General features: G+C 67.7%; 17 protein-coding genes. 7 read left to right on the top strand and 10 right to left on the bottom strand.

Annotation, left to right across the window (positions count from 1 at the left end; translation table 11 throughout):
- Positions 1-12 precede the first annotated feature (12 nt).
- Together mfd and AAG895_RS10940 are read right to left on the bottom strand one after the other, a co-directional pair.
- Complete coding sequence (gene mfd, locus AAG895_RS10945; RefSeq protein ID WP_345792050.1) at positions 13-3,492, bottom strand: transcription-repair coupling factor; 3,480 nt, start codon at positions 3,490-3,492, stop codon at positions 13-15.
- A 111-nt stretch (positions 3,493-3,603) separates the two neighbouring features.
- Positions 3,604-4,179, bottom strand: coding sequence for a putative metalloprotease CJM1_0395 family protein (locus AAG895_RS10940; RefSeq protein ID WP_345792049.1), 576 nt, complete (start codon positions 4,177-4,179; stop codon positions 3,604-3,606).
- Positions 4,180-4,527: 348 nt separating this feature from the next.
- Between AAG895_RS10940 and AAG895_RS10935 the strand changes: the two genes are divergently transcribed.
- Positions 4,528-5,220 carry a nitroreductase gene (locus AAG895_RS10935; protein ID WP_345792048.1) on the top strand — a complete coding sequence of 231 codons (693 nt, stop codon included), beginning with the start codon at positions 4,528-4,530 and terminating at the stop codon, positions 5,218-5,220.
- A gap of 12 nt (positions 5,221-5,232) precedes the next feature.
- Here the strand turns inward: AAG895_RS10935 and AAG895_RS10930 are convergent, their stop codons facing one another.
- Genes AAG895_RS10930 through amrB form a run of 4 tightly spaced genes read right to left on the bottom strand, consistent with a single transcriptional unit; the run spans position 5,233 to position 8,417 of the window.
- Positions 5,233-5,889 (bottom strand): alpha/beta hydrolase, encoded by a 657-nt coding sequence (locus AAG895_RS10930; protein WP_345792047.1) that lies wholly within the window; start codon positions 5,887-5,889, stop codon positions 5,233-5,235.
- Positions 5,886-7,043, bottom strand: coding sequence for an AmmeMemoRadiSam system radical SAM enzyme (gene amrS / locus AAG895_RS10925; RefSeq protein WP_345792046.1), 1,158 nt, complete (start codon positions 7,041-7,043; stop codon positions 5,886-5,888). Before amrS ends, AAG895_RS10930 begins: the two co-directional genes overlap by 4 nt.
- Complete coding sequence (gene amrA, locus AAG895_RS10920; RefSeq protein ID WP_345792045.1) at positions 7,040-7,606, bottom strand: AmmeMemoRadiSam system protein A; 567 nt, start codon at positions 7,604-7,606, stop codon at positions 7,040-7,042. The genes amrS and amrA overlap by 4 nt, the downstream gene beginning before the upstream one ends.
- Positions 7,593-8,417, bottom strand: coding sequence for an AmmeMemoRadiSam system protein B (gene amrB / locus AAG895_RS10915; RefSeq protein ID WP_345792044.1), 825 nt, complete (start codon positions 8,415-8,417; stop codon positions 7,593-7,595). Before amrB ends, amrA begins: the two co-directional genes overlap by 14 nt.
- A 186-nt stretch (positions 8,418-8,603) precedes the next feature.
- Between amrB and ispD the strand changes: the two genes are divergently transcribed.
- Genes ispD through thpR form a run of 3 tightly spaced genes read left to right on the top strand, consistent with a single transcriptional unit; the run spans position 8,604 to position 10,397 of the window.
- Entirely contained in the window at positions 8,604-9,314 is a 711-nt protein-coding gene (gene ispD, locus AAG895_RS10910; RefSeq protein ID WP_345792043.1) for a 2-C-methyl-D-erythritol 4-phosphate cytidylyltransferase, read from the top strand.
- The gene (ispF, locus tag AAG895_RS10905) at positions 9,311-9,805 is read left to right on the top strand and encodes a 2-C-methyl-D-erythritol 2,4-cyclodiphosphate synthase (RefSeq protein ID WP_345792042.1); all 495 of its coding nucleotides are present in this window, start codon (positions 9,311-9,313) and stop codon (positions 9,803-9,805) included. The genes ispD and ispF overlap by 4 nt, the downstream gene beginning before the upstream one ends.
- Positions 9,798-10,397, top strand: a complete 600-nt coding sequence (gene thpR, locus AAG895_RS10900; protein ID WP_345792041.1) for an RNA 2',3'-cyclic phosphodiesterase — start codon at positions 9,798-9,800, stop codon at positions 10,395-10,397. The genes ispF and thpR overlap by 8 nt, the downstream gene beginning before the upstream one ends.
- A 213-nt stretch (positions 10,398-10,610) precedes the next feature.
- Here the strand turns inward: thpR and AAG895_RS10895 are convergent, their stop codons facing one another.
- From AAG895_RS10895 to AAG895_RS10885, 3 genes are all read right to left on the bottom strand, one after another.
- A complete protein-coding gene (locus tag AAG895_RS10895; RefSeq protein ID WP_345792040.1) occupies positions 10,611-11,051 on the bottom strand; it encodes a host attachment protein in 441 nt (146 codons plus the stop codon).
- Between the two features lie 226 nt (positions 11,052-11,277).
- A complete protein-coding gene (locus AAG895_RS10890) occupies positions 11,278-11,742 on the bottom strand; it encodes an NAD(P)H-dependent oxidoreductase (RefSeq protein ID WP_345792039.1) in 465 nt (154 codons plus the stop codon).
- Positions 11,735-12,535, bottom strand: coding sequence for a M90 family metallopeptidase (locus AAG895_RS10885; protein ID WP_345792038.1), 801 nt, complete (start codon positions 12,533-12,535; stop codon positions 11,735-11,737). Before AAG895_RS10885 ends, AAG895_RS10890 begins: the two co-directional genes overlap by 8 nt.
- Before the next feature lie 160 nt (positions 12,536-12,695).
- Here AAG895_RS10885 and AAG895_RS10880 point away from each other — a divergent pair, with 160 nt between their 5' ends.
- The gene (locus AAG895_RS10880; protein ID WP_345792037.1) at positions 12,696-14,900 is read left to right on the top strand and encodes a bifunctional (p)ppGpp synthetase/guanosine-3',5'-bis(diphosphate) 3'-pyrophosphohydrolase; all 2,205 of its coding nucleotides are present in this window, start codon (positions 12,696-12,698) and stop codon (positions 14,898-14,900) included.
- A gap of 80 nt (positions 14,901-14,980) precedes the next feature.
- Here the strand turns inward: AAG895_RS10880 and ppk1 are convergent, their stop codons facing one another.
- A complete protein-coding gene (gene ppk1 / locus AAG895_RS10875) occupies positions 14,981-17,062 on the bottom strand; it encodes a polyphosphate kinase 1 (RefSeq protein WP_345792036.1) in 2,082 nt (693 codons plus the stop codon).
- A gap of 184 nt (positions 17,063-17,246) precedes the next feature.
- Between ppk1 and ppx the strand changes: the two genes are divergently transcribed.
- Together ppx and AAG895_RS10865 are read left to right on the top strand one after the other, a co-directional pair.
- Positions 17,247-18,749: an exopolyphosphatase gene (gene ppx / locus AAG895_RS10870; RefSeq protein ID WP_345792035.1), complete on the top strand. Its 1,503-nt coding sequence runs from the start codon at positions 17,247-17,249 to the stop codon at positions 18,747-18,749.
- 188 nt (positions 18,750-18,937) lie between these two features.
- Positions 18,938-20,590, top strand: coding sequence for an acyl-CoA synthetase (locus tag AAG895_RS10865; RefSeq protein ID WP_345792034.1), 1,653 nt, complete (start codon positions 18,938-18,940; stop codon positions 20,588-20,590).
- Positions 20,591-20,602 lie beyond the last annotated feature (12 nt).

Here is a 20,602-nt window from a genome sequence, read left to right as displayed (position 1 = left end):
GTCGTCCCTCGCTTAAGCCTTCACCCCACTTGCCTTCACTGGGTCGGCTCTCACCGCGTCGAGCAGGTCCTTCACCGCCTTCACCCGGTCCTTGAGGTTGGGCAGGCTGGCGCGGCGCACCAGCTTCTCCGGGCCGGCCATCTTGGTGCTGCGGTCCTTCTGGATCAGGAAGATGACCTTCACCGGGTCGATCGGCGCGTCCTTGGCGAACTGCACGCTGATCTGCGCATCCGAGGCGTCGAGCTTGTGCACGCCGTAGTCCTTCACCAGCATGCGCAGGCGGTGGGTTTCGATCAGTGCGGCGGTCTGCGGCGGCAGTTCGCCGAAGCGGTCGATGAGCTCTTCCTGCAGCGCGCGCAGGTCGTCCTCGATGTCGCAGTTGGCCAGGCGCTTGTACAGCGTCAGGCGCTCCTGCACGTCGGGGCAGTAGTCGGTGGGCAAGAGCGCCGGCGTGTGCAGGTTGATCTCGGAGACCACTTCCAGCGGCTGCGACAGGTCGGGCTCCTTGCCGGCCTGCAGGTCCTTGACCGCGCGCTTGAGCATCTCGGTGTACAGGCTGAAGCCGACCTGCTGGATCTCACCCGACTGGTTCTCGCCCAGCACCTCGCCGGCGCCGCGGATCTCGAGGTCGTGCATCGCCAGGTAGAAGCCGGAGCCGAGGTCCTCCATCATCGCGATCGCTTCCAGCCTCTTCTGCGCCTGCGCGGTCGGTTTGGCGCCCGGCATGGTCAGCAGGTAGGCGTAGGCCTGGTGGTGGCTGCGGCCGACGCGGCCGCGCAGCTGGTGCAGCTGCGCGAGGCCGAAGCGGTCTGCACGGTTGATGATGATGGTGTTGGCGGTGGGGATGTTGATGCCGGTCTCGATGATGGTGGTGCACAGCAGCAGGTTGGCGCGCTGCTGGGTGAAGTCGCGCATCACGCGCTCGAGCTCGCGCTCGGGCAGCTGGCCGTGGCCGACGACGATGCGGGCCTCGGGCAGCAACTCCTCGAGGTCGTTACGCATGTTGTCGATGGTGTCGACCTCGTTGTGCAGGAAATACACCTGGCCGCCGCGCTTGAACTCGCGCAGCACCGCCTCGCGGATCACGCCGCGACTCGAGGGCTGGACGAAGGTCTTGATCGAAAGGCGCTTCTGCGGCGGCGTGGCGATCACCGAGAACTCGCGCAGGCCTTCCATCGCCAGGCCCAGGGTACGCGGGATCGGGGTGGCGGTCAGGGTCAGGATGTCGACCTCGGAGCGCAGCTGCTTCAAGGCCTCCTTCTGGCGCACGCCGAAGCGGTGCTCCTCGTCGATGATCACCAGCCCCAGGCGCTTGAAGACGACGTCTTTCTGCAGCAGGCGGTGGGTGCCGATGATGATGTCGACCTTGCCCTCGGACAGCAGCTGCAGCGCTTCGGCCTGCTCCTTGGCGGACTTGAAGCGCGACAGCTCGGCGATCCTGATCGGCCAGTCGGTGAAGCGGTCGGCAAAGGTCTGGTAGTGCTGTTCGGCAAGCAGCGTGGTCGGGCACAGCACCACGACCTGCTTGCCGTCGGCCACCGCGATGAAGGCCGCGCGCAACGCGACCTCGGTCTTGCCGAAACCGACGTCGCCGCACACCAGACGGTCCATCGGGCGGCCGGACCTCATGTCGCTCACCACCGCATCGATGGCCGATTGCTGGTCGGGCGTGGTCTCGAAACCAAAGCCCTCGGCAAAGGCCTCGAGGTCGTGCTGCCTGAAGTCGAAGCGGTGACCGGGGCGGGCGGCGCGCTGGGCGTAGAGCGCGAGCAGCTCGGCGGCGGTGTCGCGCACCTGCATCGCAGCCTTCTTCTTGGCCTTCTCCCACTGGCCCGAGCCGAGGCGGTGCAGGTCGACCGCGTCCGGGTCGGCACCGGCGTAGCGGGTGATCACGTGCAGCTGCGACACCGGCACGTAGAGCTTGTCGCCGCCGTTGTATTCCAGGTGCAGGAACTCGGTGTCGCCCTCGCCGAGGTTCATGTGGAGGAGGCCGAGGTAGCGGCCGATGCCGTGCGACACGTGCACCACCGGGTCGCCGACCTTGAGCTCGGACAGGTCGCGCAGCCAGCCCTCCATGGTGGCGGCCTTGCGCGCGTCGCGGCGCACGCGGCTGCGCGCGGTGGCGGCGTAGAGCTCGGTCTCGGTGAGCACCGCGAGCCTGGCCGCGGGCAGCACGAAACCGCGCGCGAGCGGGGCGACGCCGAGCGCGAGGCGGGCGTCCGAATCCAGGAAGGCACCGAAGTCGGCGGTGGCCTCGGGGCGCACCTCGTATTCGGCGAAGAACTCGGCCATGGTCTCGCGCCGGCCGGGCGAGTCCGACAGCAGCAGCACGCGGCCGTCGAAGCCGGCGAGGAAGGCCTTGAGCTTGTGCAGCGGGTCGGTGGCCTTGCGTTCGACCGCGACCTCGGGCGGTGGCAGCGCGAGCGCGTCGGCCGTGTTGGCGACGGCTTCGGCCCCGATCGTCAGTCGCGGCAGGTTCTTCAGCGCGATGAAGAAGGCCTCGTCGCTCAGGAAGAGCTGCTCGGGCGCCAGCACCGGGCGGGTGCGATCGCCCTTGAGCAGGTCGTAGCGCGAGCGCGTGTCCTTCCAGAACTCGGCGATCGCCGCCGGCACGTCGCGGTGCAGCAGCACCGGGGTATCAGCGGGCAGGTAGTCGAGCAGGGTCGCGGTCTCGTCGAAGAACAGCGGCAGGTAGTACTCGATGCCCGCGGGCGCGATGCCGTTGGAGACGTCCTTGTAGATCGACGCGCGCGTCGGGTCGCCCTCGAAGGTCTCGCGGAAGCGGCTGCGAAAGCGCGTGCGGCCCTTGTCGTCGATCGGGAACTCGCGCGCCGGCAGCAGGCGGATCTCCTTGGTCGGGTACACCGTGCGCTGGGTGTCGGGGTCGAAGGTCTTGATGCTCTCGACCTCGTCGTCGAAGAGATCGATGCGGAAGGGCAGCGGCGAGCCCATCGGGAATAGATCGACCAGCCCGCCGCGCACCGAGAACTCGCCCGGGCTCACGACCTGGGTCACGTGCGCGTAGCCGGCGAGCGCCATCTGCGCCTTGAACTGCTCGACGTCGAGCCTTGCGCCCTGCTTGAGGAAGAAGGTGTAGGCCGCCAGATAGCTAGGCGGCGCCATGCGATAGAGCGCGGTGGAGGCAGGCACCAGCACGATGTCGGCCTCGCCGCGGGAGATGGCGTAGAGCGTCGACAGGCGCTCGGAGATGAGGTCCTGATGCGGCGAGAAGGTGTCGTAGGGCAGGGTCTCCCAGTCGGGCAGCAGGTGCGCGCGCAGGCCGGGCGCGACCCAGGCGATCTCGTCCTGCAGGCGCTGGGCGTCGAGCGGGTTGGCGGTGATCACCACCAGCATGCGGCCGCGGTTGGCGAGCTGGGCGAGCGCGAGCGCGTCGGCCGAACCCGCCAGAGCGCCGACTTCCAGCCTTGCGCCCGGCTTGGGCAGCACGAGCGTCGACAAGGGGCGGAGGAGGGCGTCTAGGGAAGTGGGCATGGTTTTCCAGTCGGGGTTGCTGCTGTGCGATGCGATGAGGGCGTTGCCGGGCTGAGTGGGACAGGCCGCCGCAGGCGCGCATTATCCCCGCAAAAAAGGCTCCGATTGCGCTCAGGCCATCAGATCGAGAGCGGGCGCGGGCACTGCCGCCGCGGATCCGGCCGCGACCTCGTAGGCCGTGCGTGCCTGGCGTGCGAGGTAGGCGGAGGCGGTGTCCATGGCCGCGGCACCCTGTTCCCCCCGCGTGCCGCCGACGGCTTCGGCGCCCGCGGACAGACTGCCGGCCTCGCCGCGTTCGAAGGCCTGGCGGGCGATCTCCATGCGTGCGTCCATGGCCATGCGGGTCGCCTGCGAGGCGACCTGACGATCCTGCGGCGAGGGGTCGGCAGGGGCGAGCGCCGCGGCGCGGACCCGCTCGGCCTTGGCGAGCGTTTCCTCGGGTGTGCGCCCGGGAGAGGTGTCGATGCTGACCTCGCCGCCGATGGCGTAGCGTTGGCCGTCGGGTCCGGTCTGGTAGGTGTAGCTGGCGCCACGGGTGACCAGTCCCGCGCCGGCCGCGACGTGAGCCATCTCGTGCGCCCGCACCTCGCGGTCGCGCGTCTGCAGCTGCCGGAGCTCGCGCAGATCGTCTTCCGAGAGTTCCGCGCTGCGCGTGGTCGCCGGTCCGCCCGCGCCGGGCTCGGCCACGCGCGCCTCGTCCTGTGGCTGCCGGCCAGCCGAGCCGCCGGCCGTTCCGTCAGCCCTGTCACGAAGTGCAGAAGCGTAGGGCGATGCGCCGGCCAACAGGTACGCCCAAGCCGATGCACTGGCGGGTGAAATGGCCATGCGATTCGAGTGGCTTGATTGATAAGGTTTTTATTCTAGCCCAGCGGCAGTTCCGATGCGCGGCTGCGATACGCCGCCGTGTCCATGCGAGGTGGCACGGAGTGACGCGTTTCACGCAATCAATTACCGTTGACGTCAACGGCACAGGAGCGCCGCCACCGCCGCTGTCCATTCACGCTCGCCCATCATCACATAGGAGCCCCCGGAGCCATGAGCAACCCCCTGCAGTCCGCCGTCGACGAAGTCATGACGAGCCGTTATTCCTGCCGCGCCTTTCTGCCCGATCCGGTGCCACGCGAGCTCATCGCCGGGATTCTCGCCGTCGCGGCGCGTGCGCCTTCAGGGACCAACATTCAGCCCTGGAAGGCCTGGGTGCTGACCGGCGAGACCAAGGCGCGCGTCAGCGAGCGACTGCTGGCGGCATTCGACGATCCCGAGGAGGCAGCGACCCATTCCGATCCCTGGCAGTACTACCCCAGGCAGTGGGTGTCGCCCTACATCGACCGCCGACGCAAGGTCGGCATGCAACTCTATGGCCTGCTCGGCATCCAGAAGGGCGACGCGAAGCGCATGCACGAACAGTTCGCGCGCAACTACACCTTCTTCGACGCACCGGTCGGCCTGATCTTCACCGTGGACCGGGTCATGGAGCAGGGCTCCTGGCTCGACTACGGCATGTTCCTGCAGAACGTCATGCTTGCCGCCCGGGCGCGTGGGCTGGACACCTGCCCGCAGGCGGCGCTGATCCAGTTTCATCGCCTGATCCGCCAGGAGGTCGGCATCCCCGAGAACGAAACCCTGATCTGCGGCATGTCGCTCGGTTACGCGGATCCCGACGCGGTGGAGAACACGCTCAGGACCGAGCGCGCGCCACTCGAGGAGTGGGTTTCCTTCCGCGATTAGGCGCGGTCGCACTCACGGTTGCGCCGACCCCTCGACCTGCGGGAGGTGCTGGCGCAACCAGGTCGTGGCTGCGCGCGCTGCGAGAAGCTCGAGCTCGCGCTCGTTGTCGCTGGGGGGGAGCGCCAACCAGTGATGGTCGCCCCTCATCAGCGGATAGGCGCGTTCGAGAATGCCCGCCTCGGTCGTGCCCGGGGTGACGATCAGGCGCACAGGTGTACGCACCGCACGCAGGGGCTCGGCCCCGGCGAGGTCGGCGCGTCCGCCCAGGCAGGCGATGGCGCTGAAGCGCTCGGGCGCGCGCACCGCGGCGCGGATGGCTGCGGCGCAGCCGGTGCCGCTGGCGACCAGGGCGAGCGGCAAACCGGTCAGGGGTGGCTGATGGGTCGCCCACTCGGTCGCCGCGAGGATGCGCTCGGTGAGGCGCGGAATGTTGTACGTGGCGTCCGGGTCGCGCTGAGCCTCCTGGCGCGTCAGCAGGTCGATCACCATGGTGGCGAATCCCGCAGCCTGCAAAGCCAGCTCCACCGGACGCGCAGGCTGTTCGAGCGAGGGGTGGCCGTGCGAGTGAAGGCACAGGGCCAGCGCCCGGACATCCGGCGCGTGCGCCAGCATGCCGTCCAGCCATACGCCGTTGGCAGGGATGCTGAGCTGGGTGTGACGCAGTTTCACGTGGGCTGTCCGCGACCTGGGTAATGGCGGTGGATGTTAACCGGAATCCGCCGTGCGCCGAAGGCATCATTCACGGCGGCACCCACGGCGCCGAAGCGCCCGGCAAGGCGCTCTCCACAGCTTGGACAGGCGCCCTCCGCCGTGAGCCGGTAGCTGCGGATCTCGTACCAGTCGCGCTCGATCAGGGGTTCGCCACAGCCGGCGCAGTGCGTCGTGTCGCCCTCGGTGTCATGCACGTTGCCGGTGTAGACATGGTGCAAGCCCGCATCGCGCGCGATCTGGCGCGCGCGGCGCAGGGTCGCAGGCGGCGTCGCGGGCACATCCACCATCTTGAAGTCGGGGTGAAAGGCGCTGAAGTGCAGCGGCACGTCGGCGCCGAGCTCCCGACGCACCCAGTTCGACAACGCGGCGAGCTCCGCGTCGGAGTCGTTGTGTCCGGGAATGAGCAGGGTCGTGAGCTCCACCCACACCTCGGTTTCGTGACGCAGCCAGACCAGGGTGTCGAGCACGGGCTGCAGGTGGGCGCCGCAGAGCTTGAGGTAGAAGTCGTCGGTAAAGCCCTTCAGGTCCACGTTGGCGGCGTCCATGCGCGAGAAGAAATCGCGCCGCGCACATGCGGAGATGTAGCCGGCGGTGACCGCCACCGTCTGCAGGCCGCGGGCATGGCACGCGTCGGCCACGTCCATCGCGTACTCGGCAAAGATCACCGGGTCGTTGTAGGTGAATGCGACGCTGTGGCAGCCCCAGTGCAGGGCGGTGTTGACGATCTCCGAAGGGGCGGCCTGGTCCATCAGGGTGTCGAGGTCGCGCGACTTGGAGATGTCCCAGTTCTGGCAGAACTTGCAGGCCAGATTGCAGCCGGCTGTGCCGAAGGAGAACACCTTGCTGCCGGGGTAGAAGTGGTTGAGCGGCTTCTTCTCGATCGGGTCGATGCAGAAGCCCGAGCTGCGGCCATAGGTGGTGAGCAACATTGCATCGCCGTCGCGCATGCGCACGAAACAGGCGCCACGCTGGCCCTCGTGCAGCTTGCACAGGCGCGGACAGAGGTCGCACTGGATGCGGCCATCTTCGAGGCGTTGCCAGTAACGCGCCGGGAAGCGGCTGCCAAGGTCCGGTCTGTCACCGTCGGCAGCCGGCTCGGGCATCGGGTTCATGAGGCCTCCTGTTCAGTCTCCTTCCACTTCTGCACGTGGTAGCGCGCGGCCATCAGGCCGGCTTGCTCGCGCCTGGACGACAGCCCCGCCTTTTCCTTGAGCGCGGCGAGAAACTGACGCGGCTCGGGCAGCTGGTCCCACACCTGGGGCAGGAACGTGGCGCTGCGGCAGCCGGAGAAGATGATCAGCCCGTCTTCTCCGGGGCGCAGCTGTGCGAGCAGCTCTTGCTCCCCGGCGAAATCGAGGAACTCGGGCTCGGACAGCACCGAGACCTCGATCGCGATCGCGTCGAGCGCGTCGGCGGCCAGCGGCGGGAAGCGCGGATCCTCGGTTGCGGCGGCGACCGCGTTGGCGACGACGTCGTCGCCGAGCAGGCGCGAACGACGCAGGCTGCCGATGCAGCCGCGCAGCTCGCCATCGCGGGTGAGGGTGACGAAGCTGGCGCCCTTCTCGCGCAGGCGCGGATCGTCGGGCACCGTCGGCGCCGGACCGCGCCCGAGACGATGGGCGATGGCCTGGCGGGCGAGCGTGAGCAGGGTGGCGCCAAAATCAGTGTCGGACATGGCTGAGGGGTTCCGTCTCGCAGAAGGCGATGCTCGTGTATCCGACGACCTGGGCGCGGTCGCCCGCGGTGTCGCCGGAGTTGCGCAGGTCGAGGAGGTGCGCCCGGAGCTGATGCGCGTGAGCGGCCACCAGCAGGCCGTTGATGGGCGTGGCGCCGCAGGCTTGCTCATGGTCCAGTCCGGGACGCAGCGCCAGGATCTGTTCGACCGCCGCACGGTCCGACCATTGCGCCTCGCGGTAGCTGAGGTAATGGGAGAGATCGGAGCTGATCAGGATCAGCGTCTCTGGCCCGCCCCACAGCGATTCGATCAGGCTCGCGACCGCATCGGTGGGGGCGTCGCCGACCAGGATCGGGACGATCTCGAAGCGCTCGAGGATCATCTGCAGGAAGGGCAGCTGAACCTCGAGGCAATGCTCGAAGGCGTGCGGGCGATCGTCGACGAGGACGTCGTCCCGCGCCTGCAGGTCCAGCCAGTCGGCGCGTGCAACCGGAACGTCACCGAGTGGCGTCGCGAAGGTCTGCGCCGCCGGGAGCGCGAAGCCGCGAATCGGCACCCTGTGGGTCGGCCCGAGCATGACGACACGATGGATGGACTGGCGCAGCGGCCCCAGTTGCGCATAGGCGTTCGCCGCCACCGGGCCGGAGTAGATGTAGCCGGCGTGCGGCACGATGATCGCCTTCGGCTGCGGTGCGGCTTCGAGCGCCACGGCGGTGCTGAGCATCTCGGCAAGCTGTGTACGCAGTACGCGCTCGTCCTGCGGGTAGAACTGGCCGGCAACGGCCGGCGGGCGAATGGACGCAAGCGCCATCGGGGCATCCTCTGCAAAGGCGGTTTGGCGAGAACGCTTTCAATTATAGGCCTCGAGCCGCAGCCCTGCAGGCGTGGCCCGGCGTTCGGCGCGCTGCCGCTCGCGCACACCATGCCGCTGGCGCACGCCGCGCAGCTTGCTCGGCAAGCCGCACGGCGTCGTGCGTGCCCGGCTAGAATGCGCGCCATGCAGAACTTCCAAGCCCGACATTTCGCCATCGTTCCCGCCGCCGGTACCGGCTCGCGTATGGGGGCGACGCGTCCAAAGCAATACCTTCCGCTGCTCGGCAAGCCGCTGATCCATCATGCGCTCGCGGTGCTCTGCGCTGCGCCCGAGATCGATCGCGTGTTCGTCGTGCTGTCGGTGGATGACATCGAGTGGTCGCGTCACGACTGGTCGGCCCTGGGCCCCAAGCTGTGCCCGCTGTTCTGCGGTGGAGCCACGCGTGCCGACAGCGTGCTGGGCGGGCTGCGCACGATCGCAGGCGAGGCGGCGCAGAGCGACTGGGTGCTGGTGCACGACGCTGCGCGCCCCTGCCTTGCCCCCTGGCACGTCGACAAGCTGGTGCGCGAACTGGCCCACGAGGAGGTCGGCGGGCTGCTGGCCGTCCCGGTCGCCGATACGCTCAAACGCGCCGATGCGCACCGCCACGTGCTCGCGACCGTGCCGCGCGACAGCCTGTGGCAGGCACAGACGCCGCAGATGTTTCGCTATGTCATGCTGCGCCGCGCGCTCGAGCACGCCAAGGACGTCACCGACGAGGCGAGCGCGATCGAGGCGGCCGGCTTGCGTCCGCGCCTCGTTCAGGGCGACGCCACCAATCTCAAGGTCACCTATCCGCTCGACCTGCACCTGGCCGAGTGGATACTGCAGAACCGACAAGGATCGAACACATGAGCTTTCCCTTCCGCATCGGCCAGGGTTTCGACGTGCACGCGCTGGTTCCGGGGCGGGCGCTGATCGTGGGGGGTGTCAACATCCCGTTCGAGCAGGGGCTTCTCGGACACTCCGACGCCGATGTGCTGCTGCATGCGCTCACCGATGCGCTGCTGGGCGCAGCGGGCCTGGGCGACATCGGCCGGCTGTTTCCCGATACCGATCCGGCGCATGCCGGCGCCGACAGCCGCGCCCTGCTGCGCGAAGCGTTCGCGCGCGTGCGGGCCCAGGGCTGGGTGGTGGTGAACGTCGACGCCACGCTGATCTGCAAGGCGCCACGCATCCTGCCGCATGCCCCCGCGATGGTGCGCAACATCGCCGCCGATCTCGGCATGGACGAGGACGCGATCAACATCAAGGGCAAGACGACGGAGAAGCTCGGCTTCACTGGGCGCGGCGAAGGCGTCGCGGCGCAGGTCGTGGCCTTGCTCGCCCGCGCGGAGCATGACTGAGGACACCACGGAGGAGGGCGTGTCGGACCGGGGTGTGGCGGACCACCAGCGGGTGTTCTTCGCGCTCTGGCCGGATGCCGCCACCGCAGCGGCCTTGCATGCGCGCGCCAGCGGCCTGAAGACTTCGTGCGGTGGTCGCGCGATGCGTCGCGACACCCTCCACCTGACGCTGGCCTTTCTCGGCGAGGTCGCGGCCAAGCGGCTCGAGGCCCTGCAGGGGATCGCACGCTCCATGCGCATCGAGCGCTTTACGCTGGCGCTGGACCGCATCGGAAGCTGGCACGGCAATCGCGTCCTGTGGTGCGGTCCGTCCCGGTCACCCGCCGCGCTGGACGAACTCGCCCGGGCGCTGGCAGAGCGCTTGGCTGCGGCGGGCTTCGCGCTCGAGGCGCGCGGCTTCTCGCCCCACGTGACCCTGGTCCGCAACGCGCAGCGGGCGCCCGTCGCGCAACAGGCCGAGGCAATCCATTGGCCGGTGGCGAGCTTCGTGCTGGTCGCTTCGGAGCGCACGGCCAAGGGAGCAGGTTACCGCGTCCTCGCGCGCTGGCCACTGGCGGGCGATGGCAAGCCGGCGCCTTGGCGAACGTCGTGAAATGAAAACGGGGCGCCCAGCGCCCCGTCGTTTGTGGAGCCCCGGTCGAGTGGCTCCGGTCTCCCGAGTGGAGACGATCGATTCAAGTGATTGTTGCGTTCAGCAAATTGGGTGAAGCCCTGGCGTTACCTTCAAACGCTTCCTCCTTTGCCCCGGCCAGGCGGCCTTCGGCGAGTGAATGCGTGGTCTTGAAGCGAAGCGAGAAGCCCTCCATCAAAGAAAGATTGCCGACCCCAGACGTTCGCCGAGTTCGTTCTCGGGCGTCTTGGTGTAGTCCTTTTCGAATCGGTCGGTGATCAACTGTGCCGTGGGGCCGTCGATGACCGAATTCAGCAAGCCCATGAAGGCGGGTGGTGCGATCAGGATGGCGCGCTTGAATGCATTGCTGGTTCGCCCTTGGTAGAGCGCCTGGGCGAGTTCCTGCGCAAAGATCTTGGCCTCGTGTTGTTTGGGAAGCGTCTGCGGCTGCATCGAGCCGCCGCCGGAGCCGACCGAGCCCATCGCTCCAGCGCGGTCGGAGACGAGATCGCCGTTTTTCTGCCTGCTTTCGGGGTGGATCAGTTCCTTGACCAGCGTCAGCCCCTTGTTGGGGCCGAGGTTCGCGTACAGCTTCGCCAGGCTGGCGTTGGCAACCAAAATCCAGGTAATGGCCATGAAGCACCCTCCGTTGCTAGGGGACGAGTTGGGGCCGCCGCGGCGGCAACGACAGGTTCGAACGACAGATGCGCTTTCAGCTTAGGCCAGACCGGCGGGGTCTGCCAACGTCGATTGTTTCCGGCATGTGAAAACCGCTTGCGTGCGAGGCGACACGTGAGGCTGGCGCGAGCGCGACCAGGCCGCCGCAGCCGGCGTCGGAGGTCCGTTGCCGGTTCGCCGGGGCTCAGAAAATGCCCATCTCGACGCCGGCCGCCATCGCCTCCCCGAGCTCGGCGGCGTCGGCGAGCGCCGCGTCGGTGATCGCCTTGCGCACGATCAGCGCATCGGCCACCGCCTTCCAGCCGTATCCGTTGGCGATGCGGCCGATCTCGCGGACGGCGCCGCTCCCGTCATTGCCGGCGCTCACGAAGATCGCGTAGGGAAGTCCGGTGAGCTTGCCCTCGCAGGGGTAGTAGGTGCGATCGAAGAAGTCCTTGAGTGCCCCGGACATGTAGCCGAAGTTCTCCGGCGTGCCCAGCAGCAGGCCATTGCAGGCGAGCAGGTCGTCCGTGCCGGCATCGAAGGCGCGCTTGATCACGGTCTCAACACCCTGCACCCGCCGCGCCCCGGCAAATGCTGCGTCGGCGAGTCGGCCGGTATTGCCGCTCTGGGTGTGATAGATGATCAGCAGTCTTCTGGGCTCAGCCATGGGGTGGTTCCTCCGACGTGGCGCCCGCCCTTTCGCGCAGTTCGCGCGCAGCCGGGTCGAGCCCGTAGAACTGCGCGAGTTGTGCGTAGACCGCTGGAAAGCGGGCGCGCAGACGTCCCGGGCTCTCGAAGAAGGCTTCCGAAACGACGGCGAAGAACTCCCCCGGATGTTCCGCGCCATAGGGATCGATATCGGTCTCGGCGCCGCGATCGACCTCGTCGCAGAACGCCACATACGCGCCCTCGAAAGCATCGGCCCAGGCCGCGCGCGACATCCCCGGACGCAAGCGGGGCAGGCCATCGACCCCGCCGTTCTCCATGTCGAGCTTGTGCGCGAACTCGTGGATCACCACATTCACGCCGGCGGGCCCGTCGTCCTCCCCGAACCAGGAGAGCAGCACCGGTCCGCCCTCCCAGGCTTCGCCAAGCACCTCGTCATCGTATTCGTGAAGCACGCCCGCCTCGTCGACGATGCGCCTCGGAATGACGAAGTCGCCGGGATAGACGACCACGCCGACCCATCCGTCGTATGCCTGCAGGCCGATGTTGAGCACCGGCAGGCAGGCCTGGAGGGCGATCGCCAGCAACATGTCGTCATCGAGCTGCAGGCCCTGGGCGCCGTGGAACTCCTTGCGACGCAGGAGCTCGAGCGCCATGTCGCGCAGTCGGCCGCGATCCTGCGGCGGCAGGTAGTCGAGGAAGGGCAGGGTGCGCTCCACCCGCTGCCAATGTTCGGCGCTGATCTCGGGTGCGGGTGCGGCAAGACCCAGAAGTCGTCTGACGAAGCCCAGCATCGGAAGGTTTGACGTTCGATCGTGTGTGATGAAGCGGGCGAAAGTGGAGGTACGGCGTGGGAATCATCGCACACGGTGCATGTGCGGGACGAGCGGGGTGAGCCTCATTGCGCGACCGAAGACGCGATCGACGGATAGTCCGATGTGGGATAATCGCGCCATGGTTTCCGTCACTCACGCCATCGCCCAGGGCGATACCGCCGCCCCGATCGACCTCCTGTCTGCCGGCCTCGAGGCGGAGGATCGCAGACGTCTCGAGGATGCCCTCGACTGGATTGCCGAGCTCTACGAAGGCAAGGTTCTCGGTACCGGCGAGGCGATCTGGACGCACGCGCTTGGTGCCGCCCTGATCGCGGCTTCGCTTCGCCTCGACGCCGAGACGCGGCTGGCGGCGCTGCTGTTCGCCGTCTGGGAAGAGCTCGAGGACCCGGCCGAAGAACTCGTCGGCCGCTTCGGCGCGGTCGTCGCCGGTCTGGTGCGTGGTCTGCACAGGCTCAACGGACTGCGCGTGCTCACCCGCCTGACCGCGACCACCTCGGCGCCCGAGATCCGCGCCCAGACCGAGGTCCTGCGCAAGATGCTGCTGGCGATGGTCGAGGACATTCGCGTCGTGCTCGTGCGGCTGGCCTCGCGCACCCAGACCCTGCGCTACTACACCGACCTGCCGGGCGACGCGCGGGTGGATGTGGCGCGCGAGAGCCTGGACATCTACGCCCCGCTCGCCAACCGCCTGGGCGTTTGGCAGATCAAGTGGGAACTCGAGGATCTGTCGTTCCGCTTCATCGAGCCCGACACCTACAAGCGCATCGCCAAGATGCTGGACGAGCGCCGCGTCGAGCGCGAGCAGTTCATCGAAGACGCGATCGCGCGCCTGCGCAGCGAGCTCGCGACGGTGGGAATCGAGGCCGAGATCACCGGACGTGCCAAGCACATCTACAGCATCTACAACAAGATGCGGAAGAAGCGCCTCGACTTCTCGCAGGTCTTCGACATCCGCGCCCTGCGCGTGCTGGTGCCCGAGATCAAGGACTGCTACACCGTCCTCGGCATCGTGCACCAGATGTGGCACCCCATCCCGCAGGAGTTCGACGACTACATCACCAAGCCCAAGGGCAACAACTACCAGTCGCTGCATACGGCGGTGCTGGCGGGCGACGGTCGCGCGCTCGAGGTGCAGATCCGCACCTTCGACATGCACAAGCACGCCGAGCTCGGAGTCGCCGCGCACTGGCGCTACAAGGAAGGCGCCAAGGACGGTGGCGACTACGACGAGAAGATCGCCCTGCTGCGCAATCTGCTGTCCTGGCGCGACGAGGTCACCGATGCCGCGCACTGGATGGAGCAGTTCAAGCGCGCCTCGCTCGACGACACGCTCTACGTCCTGACGCCTCAGGGCAAGGTCGTCGACCTGCCGCGCGGGGCCACGCCAGTGGATTTCGCCTACCGGCTGCACACCGACGTCGGGCATCACTGCCGCGGTGCGAAGGTCGATGGCCACCTCGTGCCCCTCAACACTCAGCTCGAGAGCGGGCAGACGGTCGAGATCGTCACCGCGAAGGAAGGTGGCCCCTCGCGCGACTGGCTGGATACCCGCCAAGGCTATGTCGCCACCTCCCGTGCGCGCACGAAGATCAAGCAGTATTTCGCCCAGCTCGACGAGGAGGAACTGCTCAACCGCGGGCGTAGCTTCGTCACCAAGGAGATGCAGCGCGACGGCCACGCTCAGGCCAACATCGACGGCCTCGCCGAGCGCATGGGCTTCAAGAACGCCGAGGCGCTCTACCTCGCGGCCGGGCGCGGGGAGGTCGGACCGCGGGCGGTGCAGACCGCCTTGCGCGAGGGCAACGCACCCGAGCCCGGGGCCGGGACGGCGCCGGAGTTCGTGGTCAGCCGCAGCCGCTCGGGCGACAACCAGGACAAGATCCTGATCGTCGGTGTGGGCAAGTTGATGACCTCGCTGTCGCGCTGCTGCAAGCCGGCGCCGCCCGATGCGGTCGAGGGCTTCGTGACGCGTGGCCGGGGCATCTCGATCCACCGTGTCGACTGCGCGGATTTCCAGGAACTTGCACGCAAGCACCCCGAGCGCGTGATTCCTGCCGAGTGGGGCGAGAAAGCCCACGACAGCCGTACCGCGCTCTATCAGGTCGATATCACGGTCCAGGCCAGCGACCGTCAGGGCCTGCTGCGCGACATCTCGGAAGTCCTGTCGCGCGAGAAGCTCAACGTGATCGCGGTCAACACCCTGACCAAGAAGGGCACGGCCTACATGCGCTTCACGATGGAAGTCGGGGGCATCAAGCAGGTCCAGCGCGCGATCACGCTCATCCGCGAGGTCTCGGGCGTCATCGACGCGCAGCGCAAATGAGGGTTTGCCGGCGAGCGTGAAGATGCAGCGGCGGCACCCTGTCGGTGGCGCCGCAGGGGCCTCGCGGCGGGCCGGGCCGCTCAACTGCTCGCGGCAAGCTCCTTCAGCAGGATCAGCTGGGCCGCGCGGCGGACGCTGCGCGGGTGCTTGCGGCGGTACCTGCCGTCAGACTGCATGTCCCAGGCCTGGCAGTTGTCGCCGAGGTAGGGGCGCAGGCCCTCCTTCATGACGCGGCGCTTGAGGCGCGGATCGAGCACCGGGAAGGCGATCTCGATGCGGCGGAAGAAGTTGCGGTCCATCCAGTCCGCGCTCGACAGGTACATCCGGTCTTCGCCGTCGGCATAGAAGTGGAAGATGCGATGGTGCTCGAGGAAGCGGCCGACCACCGATCGCACCCGGACGTTCTCCGACAGCCCGGGCACGCCGGGCCGCAGTGCGCAAGGGCCGCGCACGATCAGATCGACCTCCACGCCCGCCTGCGAGGCCTCGTACAGAGCCTCGATCGTTTCCGGTTCGAGCAGCGCATTCATCTTGGCAATGATGCGGCCGCGCCCGCCCGCGCGTGCGATCTCGGCCTCGCGCCGGATGGCGGCGACAACGTTCGGCTGCAGGGTGAACGGCGCCTGCCACAGGTGGCGCAGTTCGGTTGCCGTCCCCAGGCCGGTGAGCTGCTTGAACACGGCTGCGACGTCCTCGCCGATCTCGCGGTTGCAGGTGAGCAGGCCGAAGTCGGTATAGAAGCGCGTGGTGCGCGGGTGGTAGTTGCCGGTACCCATGTGCACATAGCGGCGCAGGCCATCGTCCTCGCGGCGCACGATCATCAGCAGCTTGGCGTGCGTCTTGTAGCCGAACACGCCGTACACCACGTGCGCGCCGACCTCTTCCAGACGGTTGGCCAGGGTGATGTTGGCCTCCTCGTCGAAGCGCGCCATGAGCTCCAGCACCACGGTCACTTCCTTGCCCTTCTGCGCGGCGCGGGCGAGGTGTTCCATCAGCACCGAATCGGTGCCGGTGCGATACACCGTCATCTTGATCGCCAGCACCTGAGGGTCGTCGGCGGCCGCGCGCAGAAGCTCGATGACCGGCGCGAAGCTCTGGAAGGGGTGGTGGAGCAGGATGTCGCCGCTACGAATGGCGGTGAAGACATGGCGACGCTTGTCGAGCGCCTTGGGCAGGCCGGGGACGAAGGGCGCGTACTTGAGGTCGGGGCGTTCGACCCAGTCGGGCACCTGCATCAGCCGCACCAGGTTGACGATGCCCGGTGTGCGATAGAGGTCGTCAGGCATCAGGTGGAAGTGCTGCAGCAGGAAGGTCGCCATCTCCTCCGAGCAGTTGTCGGCGACCTCGAGGCGCACCGCGTCACCGAAGTGGCGCTGCTGCAGTTCGCCCTTGAGGGAGGCGCGCAGGTCCTTGACCTCCTCCTCGTCGACGAACAGGTCCGAGTTGCGGGTGACGCGGAACTGGTAGCAGCCGAGCACGTTCATGCCGGTGAACAGCTCGCCGACGTGGGCGTGCAGGATGGAGGACAGGAATACGAAGCAGTATTCCTGCTCGCAGAGTGTGCGTGGGAGGCGAATCACGCGCGGCAGCGCGCGCGGCGCCTGCACGATTGCCGCGCCCGAGTCGCGACCGAAGGCGTCGCGACCCTCGAGCTCGACGGCGAAGTTCAGGCTCTTGTTGAGCACGCGCGGGAAGGGGTGGGCGGGATCGAGGCCGATCGGCGTCAACACCGGCATCACTTCGCGCATGAAATAGTCGTGGATCCAGGCGCGCTGGGCATCGGTCCACAGGGTACGGCGCAGGAACACCACGCCTTCCTTTTCCAGCGCCGGCAGGATGTCGTCATTGAGCAGTTCGTACTGCTCCGAGATGATGTCATGGACCTCGTCGCTGACGCGCTCGAGCAGGTCTGCGGGCGCGATCCCGTCCTCGCCGGACTTCCGGCTGCCGATGCGGATCTGCTCCTTGATGCCGGAGACACGGATCTCGAAGAACTCGTCCAGGTTGCTCGACACGATGCACAGGAAGCGCAGGCGCTCGAGCAGCGGCACGGTCGAGTCGGCCGCCTGCGCCAGCACGCGGCGCTGGAACTGCAGCAGCGAGAGTTCGCGGTTGAGAAAATGTTCTGGCGGGTACGGGAGATTCGATCGAGGCGTAAACATGGGCAGTCCTGTGCGCGATGCGGCATTCATGATTATGTGACACTTTCTTTGCGTCTTCATGACAGCGATCGCCCGCCGGGCGGGGGTTTCCAGGCCCGGCCGGCCCGCGCCGCGGGCTCCGGCTGCGCAGAGTGCGGTGCTAGAATCCGCCCCTTCGGCGCCACGTGCGTCAGTTCCGACGACGATGATGCGAGATCTGATTGCAGCGATCGATTTGGGTTCGAACAGTTTCCGGCTTCAGGTCGGGCGTATCGTCAATGACCAGATCTATCCGCTCGATGGCCTCAAGGAGGCGGTGCGGCTGGCTGCCGGCCTGTCGCCCGACAAGAAGCTCGACCTCGCATCGCAGCAGCGTGGGGTGGTGGCCCTGCAGCGCTTCCAGGAGCGCCTGCGCGACTTCCCGCCCGAGCGCGTACGCGCGGTGGCGACGAACACGCTGCGGGTGGCGAAGAACGCACCCGAGTTCCTGATTCGTGCCGAGGCGGCGCTCGGCTTCCCGATCGAGGTCATCGCCGGTCGTGAGGAAGCGCGCCTGATCTATGTCGGCGTCGCGCACACGCTGCCGGACCCCCACAAGCAGCAACTCGTGGTCGATATCGGCGGCGGCTCCACGGAGTTCATCATCGGCAAGAGCTTCGAGCCGCTGCTGCTCGAGTCGCGCTACATGGGTTGCGTGGGATTCAGCCTGCGCTTCTTCCCCGATGGCAGGATCGACAAGCGCAGCCTCAAGGACGCCGAGCTCGCCGCACGGCGAGAACTGCAGACGATTTCCGCCGCCTATCGCGAAGCGGGCTGGGAGGAGGCGGTCGGCTCCAGCGGCACGGCGAAGGCGCTGCTCGAGATCCTCGAGCAGAACGGATTCTCGCGCGGCGGCATCACCCGGGACGGCCTCGAGCAGTTCAAGGCGGCCTTGCTGCGTGCCGGCAGCGTCGACGCCGTGGATCTCGCCGGCCTCAAGGGGGACCGTCTGCCGGTGATCCTCGGCGGCTTCGCGATCATGAACGCCGTGTTCAAGGAGTTCGACCTGGAGCACATGGTGTTCTCCGAAGGTGCATTGCGCCTTGGCGTGCTCTACGACCTGCTCGGGCGCTATCACCATCACGACCTGCGCGACGCCACCGTCGGCGCCTTCATGCGGCGCTATGGCGTTGACCTGCGCCAGGCGCAGCAGGTGGCGGACACGGCCTGCGCATTGCTCGCGCAACTCGAGCCCGGGATGGCCGAGTCCGAGCACATCGACCACCGGTTCCTGCGTTGGGCGGCGATGCTGCATGAGATCGGGATCTCGGTCGCGCATTCGAGCTATCACAAGCACAGTGCCTACATCGTCGGCAATGCGGACATGCCGGGCTTCTCGCGCATGGACCAGGCGCGCCTGGCGCGGCTGGTGCTCGCGCATCGCGGCAAGCTCGAGCGGGTGGCATCGATCGACGCGGGCAGCGTGGACTGGCTGCTGATCGCCTGTCTGCGCCTGGCGGTGGTCATCCACCGTGCGCGCGATGCGCGCGGGCTGCCGCCCGTGACGCTGGGACGCGAAGGGCGGGGCTTCACCCTCACCGCGGCGCCGGGCTGGCTGCAGAAGCTGCCGCTCACCGCCGCCGCGCTCGAAGAGGAGCGCCGCCAGTGGCAGGGGCTCGGTCGCGCGCTCTATGTGCGGGCGCTGAGCCTGCGCACGCCGACCGCCTGACCGCCCTCTGCCTCACGCACCGGCCCGCACGCGCCGCGCGCATGCGTGGCGCCCTGATCCACGCCTTTCCTCGCTGCCCTTGACCACGGGCGTGCCCCCGGGTTGAATGCAGGCGCGCACCACAGCGCCCGAACGATACCAACGAGCCGCCGCCAAGGCGGGCACATCAGGACGAGGAGGAACGTGAAGTGAGCGAGAGCGGACAATCGCCTTACGCAGTAGGGCTCGAGAAGAATGCAGCGAACTACGTGGCGCTCACCCCGCTCACGTTCATTGAGCGCAGCGCCTACGTCTATCCGGATCGCGTGGCCGTGATCCACGGTGCGCGCCGTCTCACCTGGCGTGAGAGCTATGCGCGTGCGCGGCGCCTCGCCTCGGCGCTCAAGCAGCTCGGCGTGGGCAAGGGCGACACGGTCGCCGCGATCCTGAACAACACGCCCGAGATGTTCGAGGCCCACTTCGGCGTCCCTGCCTGTGGTGCGGTCCTGAACACGATCAACACCCGCCTCGACGCCGAAGCGGTCGCCTTCATCCTCAACCACGGCGAGGCAAAGGTTCTCCTCACCGACCGCGAGTATTCGCGCATGGTGAAGAAGGCCATCGAGCTTGCCGGCCGCGCGGACATGATCGTGGTCGATGTCGACGACCCCGAGTACAGCGGTCCCGGCGAGCGCGTCGGTACGCACGAGTACGAGGCGCTTCTCGCTGAGGGCAGCGAGGACTTCGTCTTCGAGCAGCCCGCCGACGAGTGGGAGGCGATCTCGCTCAACTACACCTCGGGCACCACCGGCAACCCCAAGGGCGTGGTGTATCACCACCGCGGCGCCTACCTCAACGCGATGTCGAACATCGTCTCCTGGGGCATGCCGCCGCATGCGGTGTACCTGTGGACGCTGCCGATGTTCCACTGCAACGGCTGGTGCTTCGCATGGACGATGGCCGCCAATGCAGGCGTGAACGTCTGCCTGCGGCGGGTCGATCCGCGCCTGATCTTCGATGCCATTCGCGAACATGGCGTCACTCACTACTGCGGCGCGCCGATCGTGCATTCGATGCTGGCCAATGCTCCGGAAGAGTGGCGCAAGGGCATCAATCACAAGGTCTCGGGACTGGTGGCGGCCGCGCCACCCCCGGCCGCGGTGATCGAGGGGATGGCGAAGATCGGCTTCGACATCACCCACGTCTATGGCCTCACCGAGACCTACGGACCGGCCGCGGTGTGCGCGAAGCACGACGAATGGCGCGCGCTGCCGCTTGCCGAGCAGGTGACGCTGAACGGGCGCCAGGGCGTGCGCTATCACGCCCAGGAAGGGATCACGGTGATGGATCCAGCCACCATGGAGCCGGTGCCCTGGGACGGGGAGACCATGGGTGAGATCATGTTCCGTGGCAACCTGGTCATGAAGGGTTACCTGAAGAATCCGGACGCCACTGCCGAGTCGTTTCGTGGCGGCTGGTACCACACCGGCGACCTCGCGGTCATGCAGCCCGATGGGTACGTCAAGATCAAGGATCGCTCCAAGGACATCATCATCTCCGGTGGCGAGAACATTTCCTCGATCGAGGTCGAGGATGCGCTCTACAAGCACCCCGCGGTGATGGCGGCGGCGGTGGTCGCGCTTCCCGACGAGAAGTGGGGAGAGGTTCCCTGCGCCTTCGTCGAGCTGCGCGACGGCGCCGAGGCCACAAGCGAGGCGATCGTCGCGCATTGCCGCGAGCACCTGGCCGGCTTCAAGGTGCCGAAGCGGATCATCTTCGGCGAGCTGCCGAAGACCTCGACCGGCAAGATCCAAAAGTTCGTCCTGCGCGAGAAGGCGAAGTCGACCGACGCGTTCGAGTGAGTCCGGCGCTGC

The sequence above is a fragment of the Thauera sp. JM12B12 genome, from assembly GCF_039614725.1.
Classification (GTDB): domain Bacteria; phylum Pseudomonadota; class Gammaproteobacteria; order Burkholderiales; family Rhodocyclaceae; genus Thauera.
This window is presented reverse-complemented; position numbering and strand designations above follow the sequence as displayed.